Source organism: Pseudomonas sp. B8(2017) (assembly GCF_002113575.1).
GTDB classification, from domain to species: Bacteria; Pseudomonadota; Gammaproteobacteria; order Pseudomonadales; family Pseudomonadaceae; genus Aquipseudomonas; species Aquipseudomonas putida_Z.
Genome location: NZ_NEIO01000001.1, coordinates 261,318 through 281,777 on the forward strand (window position 1 = coordinate 261,318; position 20,460 = coordinate 281,777).

The 20,460-nt window shown below is 63.3% G+C and carries 20 protein-coding genes; 11 read left to right on the forward strand and 9 right to left on the reverse strand.

The features are described 5' to 3' along the window. Nucleotides 1-22: 22 nt before the first annotated feature. Both CAG22_RS01255 and CAG22_RS01260 read right to left on the reverse strand, forming a co-directional pair. Nucleotides 23-841 (reverse strand): alpha/beta fold hydrolase, encoded by an 819-nt coding sequence (locus CAG22_RS01255; RefSeq protein ID WP_085704078.1) that lies wholly within the window; start codon nt 839-841, stop codon nt 23-25. Nucleotides 842-1,000: 159 nt separating this feature from the next. Next, entirely contained in the window at nt 1,001-3,364 is a 2,364-nt protein-coding gene (locus CAG22_RS01260; protein ID WP_085704081.1) for a penicillin acylase family protein, read from the reverse strand. A gap of 86 nt (nt 3,365-3,450) precedes the next feature. Here CAG22_RS01260 and CAG22_RS01265 point away from each other — a divergent pair, with 86 nt between their 5' ends. After that, the gene (locus CAG22_RS01265; RefSeq protein WP_085704084.1) at nt 3,451-4,002 is read left to right on the forward strand and encodes a sugar O-acetyltransferase; all 552 of its coding nucleotides are present in this window, start codon (nt 3,451-3,453) and stop codon (nt 4,000-4,002) included. A gap of 39 nt (nt 4,003-4,041) precedes the next feature. Here CAG22_RS01265 and CAG22_RS01270 read toward each other — a convergent pair whose 3' ends face one another. The 3 genes from CAG22_RS01270 to CAG22_RS01280 form a co-directional block, all read right to left on the reverse strand. After that, complete coding sequence (locus CAG22_RS01270; protein ID WP_085704087.1) at nt 4,042-4,317, reverse strand: bacteriocin immunity protein; 276 nt, start codon at nt 4,315-4,317, stop codon at nt 4,042-4,044. Next, on the reverse strand, nt 4,314-6,506 hold the full coding sequence (locus CAG22_RS01275) for an S-type pyocin domain-containing protein (RefSeq protein WP_085704090.1): 2,193 nt from the start codon (nt 6,504-6,506) through the stop codon (nt 4,314-4,316). Before CAG22_RS01275 ends, CAG22_RS01270 begins: the two co-directional genes overlap by 4 nt. 85 nt (nt 6,507-6,591) lie before the next feature. After that, nucleotides 6,592-7,155: a DUF6436 domain-containing protein gene (locus CAG22_RS01280; RefSeq protein ID WP_085704093.1), complete on the reverse strand. Its 564-nt coding sequence runs from the start codon at nt 7,153-7,155 to the stop codon at nt 6,592-6,594. A 233-nt stretch (nt 7,156-7,388) separates the two neighbouring features. Between CAG22_RS01280 and CAG22_RS01285 the strand changes: the two genes are divergently transcribed. Beyond that, the gene (locus CAG22_RS01285) at nt 7,389-8,315 is read left to right on the forward strand and encodes an alpha/beta hydrolase (protein ID WP_084785297.1); all 927 of its coding nucleotides are present in this window, start codon (nt 7,389-7,391) and stop codon (nt 8,313-8,315) included. Here CAG22_RS01285 and CAG22_RS01290 read toward each other — a convergent pair whose 3' ends face one another. Further along, nucleotides 8,316-9,068, reverse strand: coding sequence for a DUF2059 domain-containing protein (locus tag CAG22_RS01290; RefSeq protein ID WP_003258544.1), 753 nt, complete (start codon nt 9,066-9,068; stop codon nt 8,316-8,318). A 113-nt stretch (nt 9,069-9,181) separates the two neighbouring features. Between CAG22_RS01290 and CAG22_RS01295 the strand changes: the two genes are divergently transcribed. Beyond that, nucleotides 9,182-9,814 (forward strand): 2OG-Fe(II) oxygenase, encoded by a 633-nt coding sequence (locus tag CAG22_RS01295; protein ID WP_084785356.1) that lies wholly within the window; start codon nt 9,182-9,184, stop codon nt 9,812-9,814. Next, complete coding sequence (locus CAG22_RS01300) at nt 9,801-10,304, forward strand: DUF523 domain-containing protein (protein WP_085704096.1); 504 nt, start codon at nt 9,801-9,803, stop codon at nt 10,302-10,304. Before CAG22_RS01295 ends, CAG22_RS01300 begins: the two co-directional genes overlap by 14 nt. Before the next feature lie 122 nt (nt 10,305-10,426). On the opposite strand, the gene CAG22_RS01305 is transcribed toward CAG22_RS01300, so the two are convergent. Beyond that, nucleotides 10,427-10,915: an ABC transporter substrate-binding protein gene (locus tag CAG22_RS01305; protein WP_085704099.1), complete on the reverse strand. Its 489-nt coding sequence runs from the start codon at nt 10,913-10,915 to the stop codon at nt 10,427-10,429. Between the two features lie 223 nt (nt 10,916-11,138). Between CAG22_RS01305 and CAG22_RS01310 the strand changes: the two genes are divergently transcribed. Continuing rightward, nucleotides 11,139-11,615, forward strand: coding sequence for a DUF4399 domain-containing protein (locus tag CAG22_RS01310; protein ID WP_025341008.1), 477 nt, complete (start codon nt 11,139-11,141; stop codon nt 11,613-11,615). Between the two features lie 168 nt (nt 11,616-11,783). Here the strand turns inward: CAG22_RS01310 and serA are convergent, their stop codons facing one another. After that, nucleotides 11,784-13,013, reverse strand: coding sequence for a phosphoglycerate dehydrogenase (serA, locus tag CAG22_RS01315; protein ID WP_003258542.1), 1,230 nt, complete (start codon nt 13,011-13,013; stop codon nt 11,784-11,786). Between the two features lie 170 nt (nt 13,014-13,183). Here serA and CAG22_RS01320 point away from each other — a divergent pair, with 170 nt between their 5' ends. From CAG22_RS01320 to CAG22_RS01335, 4 genes are all read left to right on the forward strand, one after another. Then, a complete protein-coding gene (locus tag CAG22_RS01320; RefSeq protein WP_085704102.1) occupies nt 13,184-14,581 on the forward strand; it encodes an FAD-binding oxidoreductase in 1,398 nt (465 codons plus the stop codon). 25 nt (nt 14,582-14,606) lie between these two features. Then, nucleotides 14,607-15,272 carry a fumarylacetoacetate hydrolase family protein gene (locus CAG22_RS01325; protein ID WP_019472496.1) on the forward strand — a complete coding sequence of 222 codons (666 nt, stop codon included), beginning with the start codon at nt 14,607-14,609 and terminating at the stop codon, nt 15,270-15,272. A 182-nt stretch (nt 15,273-15,454) separates the two neighbouring features. Beyond that, nucleotides 15,455-16,375 (forward strand): SdiA-regulated domain-containing protein, encoded by a 921-nt coding sequence (locus tag CAG22_RS01330; RefSeq protein WP_085614576.1) that lies wholly within the window; start codon nt 15,455-15,457, stop codon nt 16,373-16,375. 90 nt (nt 16,376-16,465) lie between these two features. Then, on the forward strand, nt 16,466-17,368 hold the full coding sequence (locus CAG22_RS01335; protein WP_085664327.1) for an SdiA-regulated domain-containing protein: 903 nt from the start codon (nt 16,466-16,468) through the stop codon (nt 17,366-17,368). A 104-nt stretch (nt 17,369-17,472) separates the two neighbouring features. Here the strand turns inward: CAG22_RS01335 and rpiA are convergent, their stop codons facing one another. Next, entirely contained in the window at nt 17,473-18,147 is a 675-nt protein-coding gene (rpiA, locus tag CAG22_RS01340) for a ribose-5-phosphate isomerase RpiA (protein ID WP_013974672.1), read from the reverse strand. Nucleotides 18,148-18,281: 134 nt separating this feature from the next. On the opposite strand from rpiA, the gene ilvA reads away from it, so the two are divergent. Together ilvA and CAG22_RS01350 are read left to right on the forward strand one after the other, a co-directional pair. Continuing rightward, nucleotides 18,282-19,796, forward strand: a complete 1,515-nt coding sequence (gene ilvA / locus CAG22_RS01345) for a threonine ammonia-lyase, biosynthetic (RefSeq protein WP_013974671.1) — start codon at nt 18,282-18,284, stop codon at nt 19,794-19,796. Nucleotides 19,797-19,944: 148 nt separating this feature from the next. Further along, nucleotides 19,945-20,370 carry a DUF2269 domain-containing protein gene (locus tag CAG22_RS01350; RefSeq protein ID WP_085592449.1) on the forward strand — a complete coding sequence of 142 codons (426 nt, stop codon included), beginning with the start codon at nt 19,945-19,947 and terminating at the stop codon, nt 20,368-20,370. Nucleotides 20,371-20,460: the final 90 nt, after the last annotated feature.

The window sequence follows — 20,460 nt, forward strand, 5'->3', positions numbered from 1 at the left end:
CCGTCAGGTGGCCCCAATGACTTCAACGGTTACGCGGTAGCCAGTTCAGCAAGAATTCATTCACCACCCGCGGGTTCTCCAGGCTGGAGATATGCCCCGCAACCGGAATCTGCGCCGCCAGGCAGCCAATGATCCGCGCCATTTCATTGGACTCTTCCGGCGGCCGCGGAATGTCCTGGTCGCCGCACATCAGGATGGTTCTCTCGCTCGGCAGCTGCTCGAGTTGCTCCAGCAGGTCGTGTCGTCCAAAGATTATCCGCCCCATGGGATCGAGGCTCTCGCGAATGGTTTGTGCACTGCTTGCCTTCAGCTGAGCACGAAACCGCTCACGGATTTCAGGCACGGTCTGGCCGCCTGCGTGGAAAAAAATAGGCACGATGATGTCGAGCAGCAGGTCGCTGAATTCGCCGGCTTCGCTGGCGGCATCTAGCAAGGCGAAGTACTTGAGCCGAGTCTCCTCCGGCTCGGCGCCCAGGTAAGTGTCCATGAGCACCAGGCGATCAATTCGTTCAGGGTGGGTAGCAGCCAGCGGTGCCCCCCACATACCGCCTACCGACAGCCCGACCAGGTGGCACTTGGTAATTTCCAGTTTGTCCAGCAACGTCAGGTGCTGGCGGACCAGGCTGTTCATGTCGATGGTCGTGGCAGGCGGAGCATCGGAGCCGCCGTGGCCCCACAGCTCGGGGACGATGACGCGGAAGTGTGCTGACAAGGCTTCGATTTGTGGCTGCCACATCTCGGCGGACCACAGGTAGCTGTGGCCGAGCAGGACCGGAAAACCCTGGCCCTGGTCGATGTAGCTCATGCGGGCGCCGTCGATTTCGATGAAGTGTCTTTGCATGCAGTGGGTCTCGGCTGGAAGTGTTGTAGGGAATTCGAAAATGTCGGGGGCCGCTTAGCGGCCCATCGCGACACAAGGCCGCTCCTACAGGGATGCGCCTTGAGTTGCGCGGCCGCCTGTAGGAGCGGCCTTGTGTCGCGATGGGCTGCAAGGCAGCCCCTACGGTGCTGGCACCAGACGCAAGGTACTCTGCGCCGGAATCACCCCCATCTGCGCCTTCTGGTACTGCCCCTGCACATACCCTTCGGCCTGATCCGCAAAATGCCTGTCGAACGGCACGCCACTCTGCCCGACCGGGTTGGTGGTCAGCGCCTGCCCGGCATCGGCAAAGTCGACCAGCCGCCGTGTCGACGGCCCATAGGTCACCGGCCATGGCGCCGGGCCGATCTTCGCCGAGAGGTTGTTCGGCACTTCATGGGTGCCCGGTGCGGCGAACGGGCCGACGTTGAACAGCAGGTTCAGCGGCTTTTTAACCCCCAGCGGGTGGTTGTGGGTCAGGGTATGGGCCTTGCCCCACTGCCAGCTGGCCGGGTCACTGCCCAGGGTCTCCCGCAGGTGCTTCAAGCTGTTCTGCCACGCCGTGCGCACCACGGCGGTACGGTCGGTGCGCTGGTTGGCTCCGCGGGTGTTCCACCACGGCGAATCGGCATCCGCCGCCAGGCGCGGCAGGGCTGCGTCGATGGCGCGGGTGCTGATAAGTACCGGGAACCAGGTGTCGCCCAGCTCGTCGTGCAGGGCCGCGAATGCCAGCTCGTAGAGGAACTGGTTGAACAGCGTGGCACTGGTCGAGTCGAGCGGGTAGTCGCCGCTCCAGGCTGCCAGTTGCTCGACCAGTTCCTTCTCTTCGTCACCTTCGGCCACTGCGCGCAGCGTTGCCAGCAGTGGTGCAAGGGTGCGCGGGCCATGGTCGCTGGCAGTGTCCAGCTGCAGCGCCTGGCTGTTTTGGATATCCCACTTCACCTCGGGGTTGGCCAGGTGGCGGTCGAGCTGGCGGCCTCGGTCCGGCAGGTTGTAGTAACCGGGTATCGGCACCGCCGCCGGAGGCTGGTAGTTGGCCGAGACAATGTAGCCGCGCGCCGGGTTCTCCTGCTGCGGGTTGACGCTGAAGGGATAGAAGCCGAGCTTGTCGGCCTGCGCACTGGCACCGTCAAGGATGAACGCGGGGTCGACGCCGTCGGGGCGGATCGGCAACTGCGCCGCCGCCCACCAGCCGATATCGCCACGGGCATTGGCCCACACCAGGTTCAGCCCCGGCGCATGCACCTTGGCCGCGGCCTCGCGCATCTTGCCCAGGGTGTCAGCGCGGTTGAGCTGGTAGAAACCGTCGAGGATCGGGTTTTCGGTCTCCAGGAACGCCCACCACATGGCGATTGGCGTGGGCCCGGCAGTAGCGCCCAGCACGTCGTTGACGATCGGGCCATGGGGCGAGCGGCGCAGGCTGAGGGTAACCGGTGCTTCGCCTTTGACGGCAATCTGTTGCTCGGTCTTTTCCAGCGCCTGCCATTTGCCATCGACCATCACCTGGTTGGGGTCGGCCGGGTTGGTGCGCTCGGCGATCAGGTCGACGTCATCGTTCTGGAACATGGTCAGGCTCCAGCCGAAGTCGCGGTTGTGGCCGAGCAGGGCGAACGGGTTGAGCGCCTGGAAGTAGCCATACAGGTTGAAGCCCGGCGCCGACAGCTCGGCCTCGTACCACACCGCCGGCACCGCAAAACCGATGTGCGGGTCGCCGGCCAGCAGCGGCCTGCCGCTGCGGGTGCGGCTGCCGGCCACGGCCCAGGCGTTGCTGCCCTCGAATTGCGGGATGCCCGCATCGCCCAGCGCGTCATGGCTGAGGCGGGCGAGGGCGTCCAGGCTTTGCCAGTCGGCAGCGGCCAGCGGTGTACCCAAGGCGCCCTCGGGCTGCCAGGCGAGATCGAAGATGTTCAGGTACTCAGGGCCCAGCTGGTCGCGGATGTAGGTCAGCGCGGGCTCGGTGCGAAACGCGGCGGCAAAGCTGTAGGCGAGGTAGCCAGCGATGCTCAGGGTGTCTTCGGCACTGAACGGGCGTGGGGTAATGCCGAGCAGGTCGAATTCCATGGGCTTGGGGTGGCTGGCCTGCCAGCTGTTCACCCCGTCGAGGTAGGCTTGCAGGGCTTGCCAGGCGGGCGATTGCCGGTCCTGACGCTTGGCCATCAGTGCTGCCTGTTCGCGAATGCGCAGGCTGCGGAACAGGGTGTCGGTGGGCAGCAGCTTGTCGCCCAGCACCTCGGCCAGCTCACCCCGGGCCAGGCGGCGCAGGATCTCCATCTGGAACAGCCGGTCCTGGGCATGCACGTAACCGAGGGCACGGTACAGGTCTGGCTCGCTCTGCGCCTGCAGGTGCGGCACGCCGCGGGCATCGTAGCGCACGCTGACCGGCGCCTGCAGGCCGGCGATGGCCACCTCGCCCTCGCGTTGCGGCAGCTTGCCCTGCACGTACCAGTATCCGGCGCCGGCGGCCACGGCAACCACCACGGCCAACAGGGTCAGGCTGCGCTTCATGCAGGCTCCTTGTGCGTTCAAGCGAAAAATGTGGTCCGATGATCGGCGGATTCGCGAACAGAGCATAGCCCCAGGAAGGAGTTTCCATGTCCCTCAGCGAAAAACAGAAAATGCTTACAGGCCAGCTCTATCACGCTGGCTGCCCCGAGCTGCAGGCCGAGCAGATCGCCAACAAGCACTGGATGCACCGCTACAACAGCAGTGTCGAATTGCTCAACGACGCACGTCATGGGCTCCTGGTAGAGCACTTTGGCCAGGCCGGCGAAGGCGCGGTGATCCGCCCGCCGTTCTATTGCGACTATGGCTACAACATCAGCGTCGGCCGCAATACCTTCATGAATTTCAACTGCGTGATCCTCGATGTGCTGCCGGTGCGTATCGGTGATGACTGCCAGATCGGCCCCAACGTGCAGATCTATACCGCCGACCACCCGCTCGACCCCGAGGTGCGTCGCACTGGGCTGGAGAGTGGCCGGCCGGTGAGCATCGGCAACAACGTGTGGATTGGCGGCGCGGCGATCATCCTGCCGGGGGTGACCATTGGCGATAACGCCGTGGTGGGTGCCGGTAGTGTGGTGACTCGGGATGTGCCGGCTGGGGCGGTGGTGGTGGGCAACCCTGCGCGGGTGCGTGGTTGATATGAAAAAGCCCTGCGGTGTTGGCCGCAGGGCGTTGGGTCAGGCAGGTTTGAAGCCAGGTTTGCCGTTGGCGGCGCGCCATTCTTTAATGCGGTTGACGACGCCTTGCGGGCTGACATCTGCGCCATCTGGGGGGTAATAGATCACGTCTGACCCGTCAGGGTGCTCGGTCAACTTCTCGAAAAGAAGAACAATATCAATCCGGTGCTTTTCCAGCTCAGCACCCTTGAGGCCCGTCCGATCCGCATATAGATCCGACACCAATGCGAGAAACTCAGGCTCTGTGTACTCCGTCAAACTCTGTTTCAACATCATTGATTGTTGCCTCTGTGATGGTTTATGTGGACTTGGGGAGTCATGAACACGAGATTATCGAAGTCGTACACTGCGCCACCCTTTGCAATTTCGTGCTTGTGGTGAATCTCTAACTTGACTCGCTTTCCTACTCGCTGGTCGCGCTTGGCGAATGGCGCTAGCCCTCTACGCATGTCGTCGAGGATTGCGGGCATGATGTGGCGACTGAATACCTCATCTGTCGCAATCTCCATCCAGATTGCCTCCTTTAGCCTATCGAATCTGGCAAACCTCCGCCCCCTGAGCCTTTCCGCAATCTTTGCTGGAATCGGCGCGCCCGCCGCAGTAGTGGCTGCATCCAGAACCCTGTCAGGTGTAACAACGCCATTGCCACTGGCAACCCCCGGAAGGTTCCGCGGGTTGCGCAACATCACATAAATCGGCGCCAGCCCCGAGTCTGCCGGGAAGATGATGACGTAGTCGTCGATCTGCAGTTCGGGCAGTTCAGGGAGCGTACGGATATCCGGTTCCGGCGGGACGATGATAGCGCCCGGAAGGTGCTTCTGCAGATCCTCGACGATAGGGGAACCAGGGGTGACGGTACCGTTCTCGCCGGTGGCGGACAGCGTCGAGGGCGGCGTCGCCGGGTGCCAAAGCAGCGTTGCGCCACCTGGGCCTTCGGCGGTAAATCTGTACGCGCCTTGGGCTGCGTCCCACTGTGCCTGGCGTACGCGCACGTCGCGCAGAAGGGCGCTGCCATCCGTGGCCGCCAAGTACACTTCGGTCTGCATGCCCTGAGGGACAGCGTCCATCCGCAAGGGCAGCTCAAGCGTCTGACCAGCTTTGCGGTTTGCTTCGAGGGTAAGGTCCGCGCCGGGACTCATCAGGGCGAGCGGGACGGTCACCCCCATGCGCTCACCATCGCCCAGACGAGCTGAATACAGCATCAGAGGAACATACCTGGCGACCGCCAGGAGCCCACCGGTGAGCAGACGTTGGGCGGCTTTGCCGAGTGCTTCGCCAAAGTCGAGCCAGATCGGTTCGAAATGGGCTATGCCACCGCGTGAGGTCGCCAGGATCAGCGGGTGGTGGATACTGGCTACCCAGGCGTTGAACGTTACAGGTGTATTGCCAGGAGTACGGCCAGACAAGACGGCCAGCGAAGTCTGCTCGTCGAAAACGGTGGCGACGGTGTTGTCTGTTTGTGCCAGTAACCGCATCACCTCCGTACTTTCAGCGGGCGATGTCCGGGTATGGGCGGCAATTTGGGCTTGTAGCTGTGCCTGCACGTTTAGCAATGCCGCTTTGCGGTCTGCGGAACCTTCTGGCGCGTGGTACTGGAGCGCGGAATCGATCCAGGTAGCTTGCGACGCCAAGTGGCCTTGACTCAGGTTCATGCTGGAGTAGGTCGAGGCAAGCTGCTCGCGCGCCTTGAGCAGGTCGGACGTTTCCCGTTCTAGCTCGCGGCTATGTTCGAGTGCTGCTTGCGGGGCAACGCTTTCTTGCTGATGGCGCTCGAAGGCCGTCAGCATCGCTTTCAACGCGCTGCTGGCTTGCAGGAACGCCTGGCTGGCTGTGCCCAGTTGAGCAAGGGCCTGATGGTACTGTTGGAGCGTCCGGTCAATATCCTGATCATGACTTTCCCTCATCCTGAGAGTGGACAAGGTGCTCTGCAGCTGTTGTTGGCGTTGGGCCAACTCGCCGCTTACCTGCTCCAGGTACTTCACGTCGAACGCCGCTCGGTAAGAGTCGAGCCACGCTTGCTGAGGGTCTGCTGGAGCGTTTGGTTTTCGGGCTACGGCCAGGAATTCATGAAGGTTGCGATTTACCGGGTCACCGCCGAAGAAGCTGTAAGCCTGATCACGCGTTGCTTGCAGGCGTGTAGCGAACAATGCCTGAAGCTCATTGATGGCAGCGATGGTGCGTTCTGTCGCCTGGATTTCGCCAAGACCACTCAGCGAGCCCGCTTGATCACGTAAGGCCTGGTCGAGGTCTTGCTGTAGCGTGGCGAGGCGCTGCTCATGCGCCTTGTGAACGGCTAACTTGCCGTTTTCGGTCTGTACGATCAGGTCGATATCCAGGCGCCCAGGCTCGAAAACGGATACCAGTTGAAACGATGCACCGGGATGGGTGCCCCAAAGTTGAGGGCCGACGGGAAGACGGGTGCTGTCTACATAGCTGTTGGGAAGCTCGGTGGAACCTTGTGACATACAGTTTCTCCATTGATCTGTATGTCGCTACGATAAAAATACTCCCTCAGGCTGAAGCTGTAGATATCTATCGGGTAGCCACTAACTACCAGGGGCAGTAACACCCTATGGCCAAGGTATTGCTGGCCTGCACCGGCCGGTCTTCAAGCAAGGCCTCGATGATGGGTTCCACAAAGCTGTTGCTGGCATTGCACACGGCGCCTTCGCTGTAGGGGCCGAAGTAGGCCAGGTGGCCTTGCCGGTCCCAGATGGCCACGGCCGGGGAGGCGGGCAGGTGTTCGCTGCCGGGCACGCTGGCGAGTGGCTTGAGGGCGGTGAGGTTGGCGGGCAGCTGGCCGTGGCTGTCGGGCTTTTGCAGCACGTGGAAGGTCACGCCCTGGCTGGCGAACTGGTTGACCAGGTCGCCCAGATGCTGCTGGTTGCCGACGTTGCACGGGCAGGCAGGGTCCCAGAAATGCACTACCCGGATCGGGCCGGGGCCGGCCAGCTCGGGGGGCAACTGCAGCTGGCTGCCGTCGAACAGCGTGGCCTGGTTGTCGAACGGGCGCAGGTAGCGGGCCTGGAAGGTGGTGTAGGCCTGCCAGAGGATGGCCACGCCGACCAGAAGGGCGATTGCCGTGCACAGCGGTTTGATGATCCGAGTCTTCATGAAGTTTCCGCGGCCCCCTGTAGGAGCGGCCTTGCGTCGCGATGGGGTGCGAAGCGCCCCCAGGATTTGTGCCCCACGCTGAGATTGCCGGGGCCGCTGTGCGGCCCTATCGCGACACAAGGCCGCTCCTACAGGGGATCGGTGGTTGATGTTCGATGGTGAGCAAGCTTGCCATGGCGCGGGCCAGAGCTGAATATCCCAGATCAATACTTGCTTCACTGTGGATGTACCCGATGCCCGCTGCCTTTCACCCCGACCTCCTGCGCACCAGCCTGGCGCCGTTGACCGCTCGCCAGCCGTTGTCGGCGCAGGCGCAGGACTACCAGCGCTTCTATGGCCTGAACCTGTCGGCCCGCAGCTGGCTGGGCGGCTTCCAGGCCGCAGGCTTCGAGCTGGTCGGGCAGGCCTGGCTACCCGAGCAGCCGAGCGCGACGCTGTTCCTGCTGCACGGCTATTACGACCATATGGGCCTCTACCGGCATGTGATCGATTGGGCGCTCAAACAGGGTTTCGCCGTGATCAGTTGCGACCTGCCCGGCCATGGCCTGTCCAGCGGCGAGCGGGCCAGCATCAGTGATTTCGCGGTTTACCAGCAAGTGCTGGAGGCTTTGTTCGAACAGGCGCGCACGCTGCAACTGCCGCGCCCCTGGCACCTGTGCGGGCAAAGCACCGGTGGCGCCATCGCTGTGGACCACCTGTTGTACCAGGGCGCGCGCAGCCCCATCGATGGCCAGGTCATCCTGTTGGCGCCGCTGGTGCGGCCCTGTGCCTGGCGCTGGTCGAAGCTGAGCTATCGCGTGTTGCGTCACTTCGTGAATGGCATCGAGCGGCGCTTCAGCGAGAACACCAATGACCCGACCTTCCTGCCGTTCCTCGAAGCCGACCCGCTGCAACCGCGCCGTCTGCCAACGGCCTGGGTGGGTGCCTTGATTGCCTGGGTCAAACGCATCGAGGCCGCGCCGCGCAGCACGCGGCGGCCGTTGATCGTGCAAGGAGAGGCGGATGGCACAGTGGACTGGCCCTACAACCTCGAAGTGCTCAAGGCCAAGTTTGCCGAGCCGCAGATTCTGATGCTGCCCGAGGCCCGTCACCACCTGGCCAACGAGCTGCCGGGCATTCGCCAGCGCTACTTCGACTTCATCGATCAGCGCCTGGGCTGATCACTTCAGGTCGCTGCTGCTCTGGCCAACCGCCAGGCCTGCGCGAACTGCGGCCAGGGCGGCCTGGTAGTAAGCCTTGCCGTCTGGCGACTCGGCAAAGGTGGCGAACTCTTCCAGCTCGGCATCGGACAGGTCGCGATAGACATACAGCAGGGTGTTGTTGAGGTCTTCGCCGATCTGGCCCATCAGGCGCTGGCGCTGGCCGTCGAGCAGGTTCTGGGCCTGACCGCCGCCGAACAGGCCGGGGATCATCGAGCTGAGGCTGTCGGCCGCCACGCCGGCGATGGCCAGGCTCACTTCGGCGCCGGCTTCGCGCGCCGGCAGGGCCTGGGCCAGGTGGCCGATTATTAGCAGGCGGTCATCGCTGGCCTGGATCTTCGGCAAGCCCTTGGCATTCCTGGCCAGTTCGTCCTTGCGGGTGGCCTTGAGCTCCGCAGCCACCACCTTGCGCCCCAGCGGCGACCGGAAGAAGGCCAGCGCCGGTGCCGGGTTGGCCAAGGTTGCGCGCAGCTGCGCCTGGGCGCGACGGTCCACCGCCTGGGCCTGGAAGCGCTGGTTGCTGTTGTTTACCAGCGCCTGGTACACGGCGGGTGGCAAACTGTTGCGGTAGCGTTCCTGGGCGGCGGTCAGGGCATCATTGAAATGGGCGCGCTGGTCGGGCCAGCCGGCGGCCTTGTACAGTTGATCCAGGTTGTCTGCCCAGACAGGCACGGTGCAGATCATCAGCAGAATCAGGGAAAACAGACGGCGCATTCAGGACTCCTGTCGGCAGGTGGCTATTGTCCGTGGCCGGGCGCCGGTTTGTCGAGATATCCGCGTGCTTCTCGGCCAAGTGGCGCTGTGCGCCGGCATGGCTAATGGATATGATGCGCGCCATGCACATCTCCCCTGAACACCCGATGCTTGCGGCCGTCGTCGACGATCTGGTCACCCATGGCTGGTCCCAGCAGGCGCTTTTTCTGCCTGCCGACCTGGTGCGCGCGCTCGCGGCCGAGTGCCGGCGCCGTGATGCCGAAGGCGAACTCAACCCTGCAGGGGTTGGGCGCGGTGCTGCCCAGGAGGTGCGCGAGGCCATTCGCGGCGACCAGATCCAGTGGATCGACCCTGGCCAGGCCGAGGCCTGCGACCAGTACCTGAGCGCCATGGACCAGCTGCGCCAGGCCATCAACCAGGGCCTGTTCCTCGGCCTGGAAGACTTCGAATGCCATTTTGCCTTGTACCCGCCAGGGGCGTTTTATCGCCGGCACCTGGACCGCTTCCGCGATGATGACCGGCGCATGGTGTCGGCAGTCCTGTACCTGAATGAAGGCTGGCAGCCGCAGGACGGTGGCCAGTTGCGCATGTTCCTGGCGGACGGTGTCGAGCATGATGTCGAGCCGGTGGCGGGCTGCCTGGTGGTGTTCCTGTCGGGCGAGGTGCCCCATGAGGTGCTGCCGGCAGGGCGTGAGCGGCTTTCGTTGACCGGCTGGTTCCGGCGCCGTGGCAATGACCCCTTCTGACCTGCCCAAGGTGCTGGTCAGCGCCTGCCTGCTGGGGCAGCCGGTGCGCTATGACGGCCGCGCCAGTGGCCACCCCGACCTGTTGCAGCGCTGGCAGGCCGAAGGGCGCGTGGTGCCGTTGTGCCCGGAAGTGGCGGGTGGCTTGCCGACCCCACGGCCGCCTGCAGAGATACCGGGCGGGCAGGGCGGGGAGGTGCTCGACGGTGGCGCGCAGGTGCTGACGGTGGCGGGCGAGGATGTCAGCGCCGAGTTCCTGGCCGGGGCGCAGCGGGCGCTGGAGCTGGTGCACCGGCATGGCATTCGTGTGGCCGTGCTGAAGGCTGGAAGCCCTTCGTGTGGCAACCGGTTGACCTATGACGGCACGTTCAGTGGTGTGAAGGTGGCCGGGGAAGGAGTGACTACGGCATTGCTGCGGCGGGCGGGGGTGCTGGTGTTCAGCGAGCTGGAGCTGGCCGAGGCACAGCAGGCTCTGATTGAGTTTTCTGCTTGAACCTGTACTGGCCTCTTCGCGGGCTCGCCCGCTCCCACAGGGATAGCACCTGCTCCCGGGCCTGTGATTAACCTGTGGGAGCGGGCGTGCCCGCGAAGAGGCCAGTACAGGCAATAAAGCGCTTACTGCCCGGACGCAGTCTCAGGCACACCCTTGAACCACTTCTGCTCAAGCTCGGCAGTCCGCCCGCTTTCCTTGAGCCGCTGCAGTGCATTGTTAACCGCGCTCTCGAACGCCGGGTTGTCCTTCTGGAACGGGATCACCAGCTGCTTCTCGCCAAACGGCAGGCTCACATCGAGCTGGCCGTCACCTTTGGGCGATTCGCTCGACGGGGTCAGTGCGATGTCGTACTTGCCACTCTCGACACCGGGCAGTACCTCTGCCGCAGGGGCTTCGATGAACTCGGCGCGCAGGTCCAGTTCCTTGGCCAGGTCCTGGCCAAACTCGATCTCGAAACCGGTCAGGTGGTCATTTTCCTTGAATGCGTACGGCGAGTTGTCGGCCTGTACGGCAATGCGCAGTTCGCCCCGGTCGGCAATTTCGTCTATCAGCTCGGCCTGAGCCAATGGCGTGATCAGTACCGCCAGCATTACTCCGATGATCGAACGCATTAAAGCCCCTTTCTCTTTGGCAGATGAATAACCTTCGCCACGGCTTTCTTCCTCGCCGTGGTCGAGCGCAGCCTATGACCTTGAAGCCTCGGCATTGTTTAACCCGGATTGAAATATTTCTGCCTGACGATGTGAACATCTGGGCAAACATATCAACTAAGGTGAACCACCGCCGCCACTGGAATACTGGCGGCGGTCAATAAGTGAATCACAGGAGAAGTGAATGAACAGCCTATTTTCGCGTGCTGCCGTTGCTGGTCTGTTGATGGGAGCGTCAATGTTCGCCAGTGCTGCAGATGCCCTGAAGAGCCAGGAGCCGCCCAAGGATGCCAAGGTCTTCATCGTTTCCCCCGCCGATGGCGCGACGGTCGACAAGACCTTCACCGTCAAGTTCGGCATCGAGGGCATGGCGCTCAAGCCTGCGGGCGACAGCACCCCGCACACCGGGCACCACCACCTGCTGGTGGACGTGGATAAAGAGCCGGTGGCCGACATGGCGCTGCCATCCAGCCTGATGCCACAGGCCGGCACCGCATTGCCGGATGGCCCGCAAGTGCTGCACTTCGGCAAGGCGCAGACCGAAACCAGCATTACCCTGACCCCGGGCAAGCACACCCTGCAGCTGGTGCTGGGTGACCAGTATCACGTGCCGTTCAAGCCGAGCGTCGTGTCGCAGAAGATTACTGTCGACGTGAAATAGGTGTCGGGTTCTTCGCGGGCTCGCCCGCTCCCACATGATCACCACTGGCTTCAAGGCTGGTGTGGACCCTGTGGGAGCGGGCAAGCCCGCGAAGCAAGCGACACCAATGTCACAGGCAAAAAAAAAGGGAGGCCACCGGGGCCTCCCTTTTTCATGCCGCCAGCGAACTTAGAACAGGACGCGGGAACGGATGGTGCCCTTGACCTGTTGCAGCTTCTCTTGCGCCAGGTCGGAGTACTCGGCGTCAACGTCGATCACCACGTAACCGACTTTCTCGTTGGTCTGCAGGAACTGACCGGAGATGTTGATGCCGTTCTCGGCGAAGACCTTGTTGATCTCGCTGAGCACGCCAGGGATGTTTTCGTGGATGTGCAGCAGGCGGTGCTTGCCTGGGTGCGCCGGCAGGGCAACTTCCGGGAAGTTGACCGAGGATACCGAGGTACCGTTGTCGCTGTACTTGACCAGTTTCTCGGCCACTTCCAGGCCGATGTTGGCCTGGGCTTCGGCAGTGGAACCACCGATGTGCGGGGTCAGGATCACGTTGTCCAGGCCACGCAGCGGGCTTTCGAACTGCTCGTCGTTGGAGCGCGGCTCCACCGGGAACACGTCGATGGCGGCGCCGATCAGGTGCTGGTCCTTGATGGCGGCGGCCAGGTGGTCGAGCTCGACCACTGTGCCGCGTGCGGCGTTGATCAGGATCGCGCCCTTCTTCATCGCGCGGATTTCCTTTTCGCCGATCATCCACTGGGTGGATGGCAGCTCAGGCACGTGCAGCGAAACGATGTCGGCCAGGCCCAGCAGCTCGTGCAGGCTGGTGACCTGCACGGCGTTGCCCAGTGGCAGCTTGGTCAGCGGGTCGTAGAAATACACCTGCATGCCCATGTTCTCGGCCAGGACCGACAGCTGGGTGCCGATCGAGCCGTAACCGACGATACCCAGCTTCTTGCCGCGGATTTCGAAGGAGTTGGCCGCGCTCTTGATCCAGCCGCCACGGTGGCAGGAAGCGTTCTTCTCGGGGATGCCGCGCAGCAGCAGGATGGCTTCGGCCAGTACCAGTTCGGCTACCGAACGGGTGTTGGAGTATGGCGCGTTGAACACGGCGATACCGCGCTCGCGGGCAGCTTCCAGGTCGACCTGGTTGGTGCCGATGCAGAAGCAGCCAACGGCGACCAGTTTCTTGGCGCAGTCGAAGATCTCTTCGGTCAGCTGGGTGCGCGAACGGATGCCGATGAAGTGGGCATCGGCGATCTTTTCCTTCAGCTCGGCTTCCGGCAGCGAACCAGTGAGGTATTCGATGTTGGTGTAGCCGGCGGCCTTGAGGGTATCGACCGCGTTCTGGTGCACACCTTCAAGAAGAAGGAACCGGATCTTGCTCTTGTCGAGAGAAGTCTTGCTCATCTGCGTAAACCTGTATCCCGGAGAAAAAATGGCGAGGGTGATGCCAGGCGCAAAGGCAGCCTTAGCATGAACAGCGGGAGGGCTATGCTAGCATACGCGACACAATCTGAGCTTATCCCGACAGGTGAAGAGTGCTCAGGGTGACTATGAATAAGTCGAGAGTTCCAGCGATGACCCACCCCGCTGCTATTGATGAACTGATGACCCTTGTCGACCCTGGCAAGGTCCTGACCGACGCAGCTTCCCTGGAGGCCTATGGCAAGGACTGGACCAAGCATTACCCACCGGCGCCCAGCGCGATCGTCTTCCCCAAGACGGTGGAGCAGGTGCAGGCGATCGTGCGCTGGGCCAATACGCACAAGGTGGCGCTGGTGCCGTCGGGCGGGCGTACCGGGCTTTCCGCAGGCGCCGTGGCGGCCAATGGCGAAGTGGTGGTCGCCTTCGACTACATGAACCAGATTCTCGGCTTCAATGCCTTCGACCGCACCGTGGTCTGCCAGCCAGGGGTGATTACCCGCCAGTTGCAGGCCTGCGCCGAAGAACAGGGCCTGTATTACCCGGTGGACTTCGCCTCCAGCGGCTCCAGCCAGATTGGCGGCAATATCGGCACCAATGCCGGCGGAATCAAGGTGATTCGCTACGGCATGACCCGCAACTGGGTGGCCGGCTTGAAAGTGGTCACCGGCAAGGGTGAGCTGCTGGAGCTGAACAAGGACCTGATCAAGAACGCCACCGGCTACGACCTGCGCCAGCTGTTCATCGGTGCCGAAGGTACCCTGGGCTTCGTGGTCGAGGCCACCATGCGTCTGGACCGTGCGCCGCGCAACCTCACCGCGATGGTGCTGGGGACCCCGGATTTCGACTCGATCATGCCGGTGCTGCATGCCTTCCAGGGCAAGCTGGACCTGACCGCCTTCGAGTTCTTTTCCGACAAGGGCCTGGCCAAGATCCTGGCGCGTGGCGATGTGCCGGCGCCGTTCGAGACCGACTGCCCGTTCTATGCGCTGCTGGAATTCGAGGCCAGCACCGAGGAGGTGGCCAACGAAGCCCTGGCCACCTTCGAGCACTGCGTCGAGCAAGGCTGGGTGCTGGACGGGGTGATGAGCCAGAGCGAGACCCAGCTGAAAAACCTGTGGAAACTGCGCGAGTACCTGTCGGAAACCATCTCGCACTGGACCCCATACAAGAACGACATTTCCGTCACTGTGTCGAAAGTGCCAGCGTTCCTGCGCGATATCGACGCCATCGTGGCCGAACATTACCCGGATTACGAAGTGGTGTGGTACGGCCACATCGGCGACGGCAACCTGCACCTGAACATCCTCAAGCCCGAGCACATGAGCAAGGATGACTTCTTCGCTTCGTGCACCAAGGTCAACAAGTGGGTGTTCGATATCGTCAAGCGCTACAACGGCTCGATCTCGGCCGAGCACGGCGTGGGCATGACCAAGCGAGACTACCTGGGCTACAGCCGCTCGCCCGAAGAAATCGCCTGCATGAAGGCAATAAAGGCCGTGTTCGACCCTAACGGCATCATGAATCCGGGTAAGATCTTCGCACCTGAATAGAAAGCAGTATCCAGAGGAGTCGGCCATGAGTTACCAGCACCAGTACGTAGACGGCACACGCATTCACTTCCCGCTGGGCAAGGTGGTGTGCATCGGCCGTAACTATGCCGAGCATGCCAAGGAGCTGGACAACCCGATCCCCACCGAACCGCTGCTGTTCATCAAGCCGGGCAGCTGCGTGGTGCCGGCCGAGGGCGGCTTCAAGATTCCGGTCGAGCGTGGCTCGGTGCACTATGAGGCGGAAATTGCCGTGCTGCTGGGCAAGCCGCTGTCGACTCATCCGAGCGAGGAAGAGGTGCTGGACGCCATTTCCGGTTACGCTCCGGCGCTGGACCTGACCCTGCGCGATGTGCAGGCCAAGCTGAAAGAGAAGGGCCTGCCATGGGAGTTGGCCAAGTGCTTCGACGGCGCCTGCGTACTGCCGCCGTTCGTGTCAGCCGCCAGCTTCGAGGATGTGACCGACATCCCGGTGCGCCTGACCGTCAACGGCGAAGTTCGCCAGGACGGTAACAGCGCGATGATGCTCAACCCGATCGTGCCGATGATTCAGTACATGGCGGCACATTTCTCGCTGCAGGCGGGGGATGTGATCCTCACCGGCACCCCGGCGGGCGTGGGGCCGTTCAATGTCGGTGACGAACTGGTGCTGGAGCTGCCGGGTGTGAGCCGCTTCGAAAGCCGGGTGCTCTGACTCGAAACAGCGTCGCCTACTTCGCGGGTAAACCCGCTCCCACAGGAGTATCACAAGCTTCAAACCTGTGGAGAACCCTGTGGGAGCGGGTTCACCCGCGAAGAGGCCGGTCCTGTTTACCGATTTTTCACACCTGATCCGGATAATGCGCGAACCTACGCCCATTTCCCCAGGACCCCCGCATGCCATCTCCCTCCAGCGCCCCGGCAACCCCCAAGCGTCGTTTCTTCCTGCGCTGGCCCTTCGGCCTGGCCGCGGCGGCGGTAATCGGCTATGGCGTGGCTGTGGCCATGCACTGGGATGACCGCGGCGCGCTGTGGGTCAAGGAAAGCTTCGAAAGCACCGCCGAGCGCAGCGAAAGCGTATGGCTGCCGGACTACCAGGTCGACATCGATGCCAAGCCGCTGCCGGGCATGGACGACGATGAAGCTTCGGATGTGGCCTTCAACCCGCGTACCCGCACCCTGTTCGCAGTCATGGGCAAGAACCCGATCCTGGTCGAACTGAGCCTGGATGGCGATGTACTGCGCAAGATCCCCCTCAACGGCTGGAACAACCCGGAAGGCGTCGCCGTGTTGGAAGACGGCTTCCTGGCAATCACCGATGAGCGCCTGCACGACCTGACCGTGGTCAAGGTGGATGCGCAGACCACCTCGTTGAACCATGATGATTTCCAGAGCCACGACCTGGGCCAGTCGGTGAAGAGCAACAAGGGCTTCGAGGCGGTGGCCTGGGACCCGCTGCGCCAGCGCCTGGTCATCGGCGAGGAGCGCCCGCCAAGGCTGTACACCTGGAACACCGATGGCCGCAGCCCGCTCACGGGCGAAAAGCAGCCGTTGCCCAACGATGAACTGGACCTGCGCAACCTCTCGGCACTGGGCGTCGACCCGCGTACTGGCCACCTGCTGGCGCTGTCGGCTGATTCCAACATGCTGCTGGAACTGGACGAGCAGGGTCAGCAGGTCAGCTTCATGACCTTGCTCGGCGGTTTCAACGGCCTGCAGGACACCATTCCGCGTGCCGAAGGGGTGGCCATGGACGACAAGGGCAACCTGTACATGGTCAGCGAGCCGGCCCTGTTCTATCGCTTCAGAAAGAACTGAGCCCAACATCCGACTTTTCGGATGCTGGCATTAAGCTTTACTTCAGTTGTTCATGGTTAGATTCGCCACCCCTATGTCGAGTCTGCCCTCATGCGCCGTTTTGTTCGCCTGTTCCTTGTATTGGCCGCCATCGGCCTGCTCCTGCTCGGCTTGGCCGGGCAGGAGTTCCGCCTGTTCGAGCGTGGCTGGTTCAACCTCAAGGCCTGGTGGCAGCCCGCCGAGCAGAGCATCGGCCTGGACCGCTACCGGGTGGTGGTGGAGGCGCAGCCGGTCGAAGGGCTGGATGACGACATATCGGCGCTGACCTACGACCCCGACCGCAAGACCCTGTTTACCGTCACCAATGCCCGCTCGGAGCTGATCGAGCTGTCGCTGGACGGCCGCATCCTGCGCCGGGTGCCGCTGACCGGCTTCGGCGACCCGGAAGCCGTGGAGTACGTCGGGCCCAACAGCTATGTGATCACCGACGAGCGTCAGCAGCGGCTGATTCGCGTGCGCCTGGAGGACGACACGATGTTCCTCGATGCCGGCGATGCCGAGCAGCTGACCCTGGGCATTGGCCTGAACGGCAACAAGGGTTTCGAGGGGCTGGCTTACGATTCGGCGGGCAAGCGCCTGTTCGTGGCCAAGGAGCGTGACCCGATGCTGATCTACGAGGTGCATGGCTTCCCGCACGACAATCCTGAGCAGCCCTATGCGGTGCATGTGGTGCAGGACCGCAAGCGCGATTCGCGGCTGTTCGTGCGGGACCTGTCGAGCTTGCAGTTCGATGAGCGCAGCGGGCACCTGCTGGCGCTGTCGGACGAGTCGCGGCTGGTGCTGGAGCTGGATGTGGAGGGCCGGCCGCTGAGTACCTTGTCGTTGCGCAAGGGGTTCCAGGGGTTGCAGGCGACGGTGCCGCAGGCGGAGGGGATTGCGATGGATGAGGCAGGGACCATCTATCTGGTCAGTGAGCCGAACCTGTTCTATGTGTTCAAACAGCCAGCGGAGTGAGTGCCTGTGAGGACCTATTCGCGGGCATGCCCGCTCCCACAGGTACGCCACAGGTTTCGGACCCTGTGCAATACCTGTGGGAGCGGGCGCGCCCGCGAAGAAGGTTACTCGGCCTTGAGGCTCTTCACGCCCTCAGAGGTACCCAGCAGCAGCAAATCCGCCGGACGCGCCGCGAACAGGCCGTTGGTCACCACACCAACAATGGCGTTGATCTGTGCTTCCAGCTCCACCGGGTTGGTGATCTGCAGATTGTGCACATCGAGGATCACGTTGCCGTTGTCGGTAACCACGCCCTCACGGTACACCGGGTCACCACCCAGCTTGACCAGCTGGCGCGCCACGTGGCTGCGGGCCATCGGGATCACTTCGACCGGCAGCGGGAAGGCGCCCAGCACCGGTACCAGCTTGCTGGCGTCGGCGATGCAGATGAAGGTCTTGGCCACGGCGGCGACGATCTTCTCGCGGGTCAGGGCTGCGCCGCCGCCCTTGATCAGGTTCAGGTGCGCGTCGCTCTCGTCGGCGCCGTCCACGTAGAACTCCAGCTCGCTGACGCTGTTCAGCTCGTAGACCGGGATGCCATGGCCCTTCAGACGCTGGGCAGTGGCTTCGGAGCTGGCGACCGCGCCGTCGAAGGCGGTCTTGTGCTGAGCCAGGGCGTCGATGAAGAAGTTGGCGGTCGAACCGGTGCCGACGCCGACGACGCTCTTTTCATCCAGCTTGGGCAGAATGAAGTCGACAGCGGCCTGGGCGACGGCCTGTTTGAGTTGGTCCTGGGTCATGCGGGCTCCGAGAGGGGCAGGGCGGTTTTGAAAAGAGCCTAGTATAACGGCTCGGGCGGCTTTGCTGTGGTCGCCCGACGTAGCGCTGGGGTAGACTCCCAGCCCTTGTCCCGCGGCCCAGTGATGCATTCCCGATGCTCGAACAGTACGTCAAGAAGATCCTCACCTCGCGCGTCTACGACGTTGCGGTCGAAACCCCGCTGCAGAGCGCCGGGCAGCTGAGCAAGCGCCTGGGCAACCAGATTCTGCTCAAGCGCGAAGACCTGCAGCCGGTGTTCTCGTTCAAGATCCGCGGGGCCTACAACAAGCTGGCCCAACTGACCCCGGAAGAACTGGCCCGTGGCGTGGTCACCGCCTCGGCCGGCAACCACGCCCAGGGCCTGGCCCTGGCTGCGCGCGAGATGGGCATCAAGGCCACTATCGTGATGCCCAAGACCACCCCGGAAATCAAGGTCGAAGGCGTGCGTTCGCGGGGCGGCAAGGTGGTGCTGCATGGCGACTCGTTCCCCGAGGCGCTGGCCTATTCGCTGAAACTGGTCGATGAAAAGGGCTTCGTCTACGTGCACCCCTACGACGACCCGCACACCATCGCCGGGCAGGGCACCGTGGCCATGGAGATCCTGCGCCAGCACCCAGGCCAGCTGGACGCGATCTTCGTGCCGGTGGGTGGCGGTGGCCTGATCGCCGGCATTGCTGCCTACGTGAAGTACCTGCGCCCGGAAATCAAGGTGATTGGCGTCGAGCCGGACGACTCCAACTGCCTGCAGGCGGCCATGGCGGCCGGCGAGCGCGTGGTGCTGCCGCAGGTCGGGCTGTTCGCCGACGGTGTGGCGGTGGCGCAGATCGGCCAGCACACCTTCGATATCTGCCGCCATCATGTGGATGAAGTGGTCACCGTCAGTACCGACGAGATCTGCGCGGCTATCAAGGATATCTACGATGATACCCGCTCGATCACCGAACCTGCCGGTGCCCTGGGCGTGGCGGGCATCAAGAAGTACGTCGAGCTGTACGGCGTGACCGGGCAGACCCTGGTGGCCATCGACTCCGGTGCCAACGTCAACTTCGACCGCCTGCGCCATGTGGCCGAGCGTGCCGAGCTGGGTGAAAAGCGCGAAGCGATCATCGCCGTGACCATCCCTGAGCGCCCGGGCAGCTTCAAGGCCTTCTGCGAGGCTATCGGCAAGCGCCAGATCACCGAGTTCAACTACCGCAAGCACACCTCCGACGAGGCGCATATCTTCGTCGGCGTGCAGACCCACCCGGAAAACGACCCGCGTGCGGCGCTGGTACAGCAACTGACCGAGCAGGGCTTCCCGGTTACCGACCTGACCGACAACGAGCTGGCCAAGCTGCATATTCGCCACATGGTCGGTGGCCATTCGGCCGGTGCCAGTGACGAGATGGTGCTGCGCTTCGAGTTCCCCGAGCGGCCGGGGGCGCTGTTCAACTTCCTCAACAAGCTGGGCGGGCGCTGGAACATCTCGATGTTCCATTACCGCAACCATGGTGCCGCTGACGGGCGCGTGGTGGCGGGGTTGCAGGTGCCGGAGGACGAGCGCCACCTGGTGCCGGCGGCGCTGGCGAAGATCGGCTACCCGTACTGGGACGAGACTGACAACCCGGCTTACAAGCTGTTCCTGGGCTGAGCGGCTAAGCTGGGGCTGATGGCCCTTTCGCGGGCTTGCCCGCTCCCACAGGTACTGCGCAGGCTTCAGGGCCTGTGATATCCCTGTGGGAGCGGGCAAGCCCGCGAAGAAGCCTGCACAAAATGGCCTGCTTAAGGACAACCGAGACATGGAACACCTGACCACCCTCAAAACCCTGCACATCCTCGCCACCGCGCTCCTGCTGCTGGGTGCTCTGGGCCTGGCGCTCTGGACCGTGCGCGCCCGCCGCCAGGGCGATGCCGAGGCCTACGCCAAGCTGCTGCGTCGGCCGCTGGTGTTCGTCTGGCTGGTGATGGGCCTGTGCCTGGTGAGCATGCCGTTCACCGGCTGGTGGCTGGTGCACCTGGTGGGCTGGCCGCTGGGGCAGACCTGGGTGCTGGCGTCCAGCGTCATCTATACGCTGGGCGCGTTTGCCGTGTGGTGGCTGCTGGTGCGGTTGAACCGGCTGCGCAAGGCCGAGGTGGTGGGGTTGCGCTTTACCCTGGCACTGGCGGTGTTCAGTGGGGTTTGCTTCCTGTCCATCGCCGGGCTGATGGGTGCCAAGCCGGTCTGATGGAGTTTGGGGCTGCTCTGCAGCCCATCGCCGGCAAGCCAGCTCCCACAAAAGCGGGCTTGCACTGTACCTGTGGGAGCTGGCTTGCCG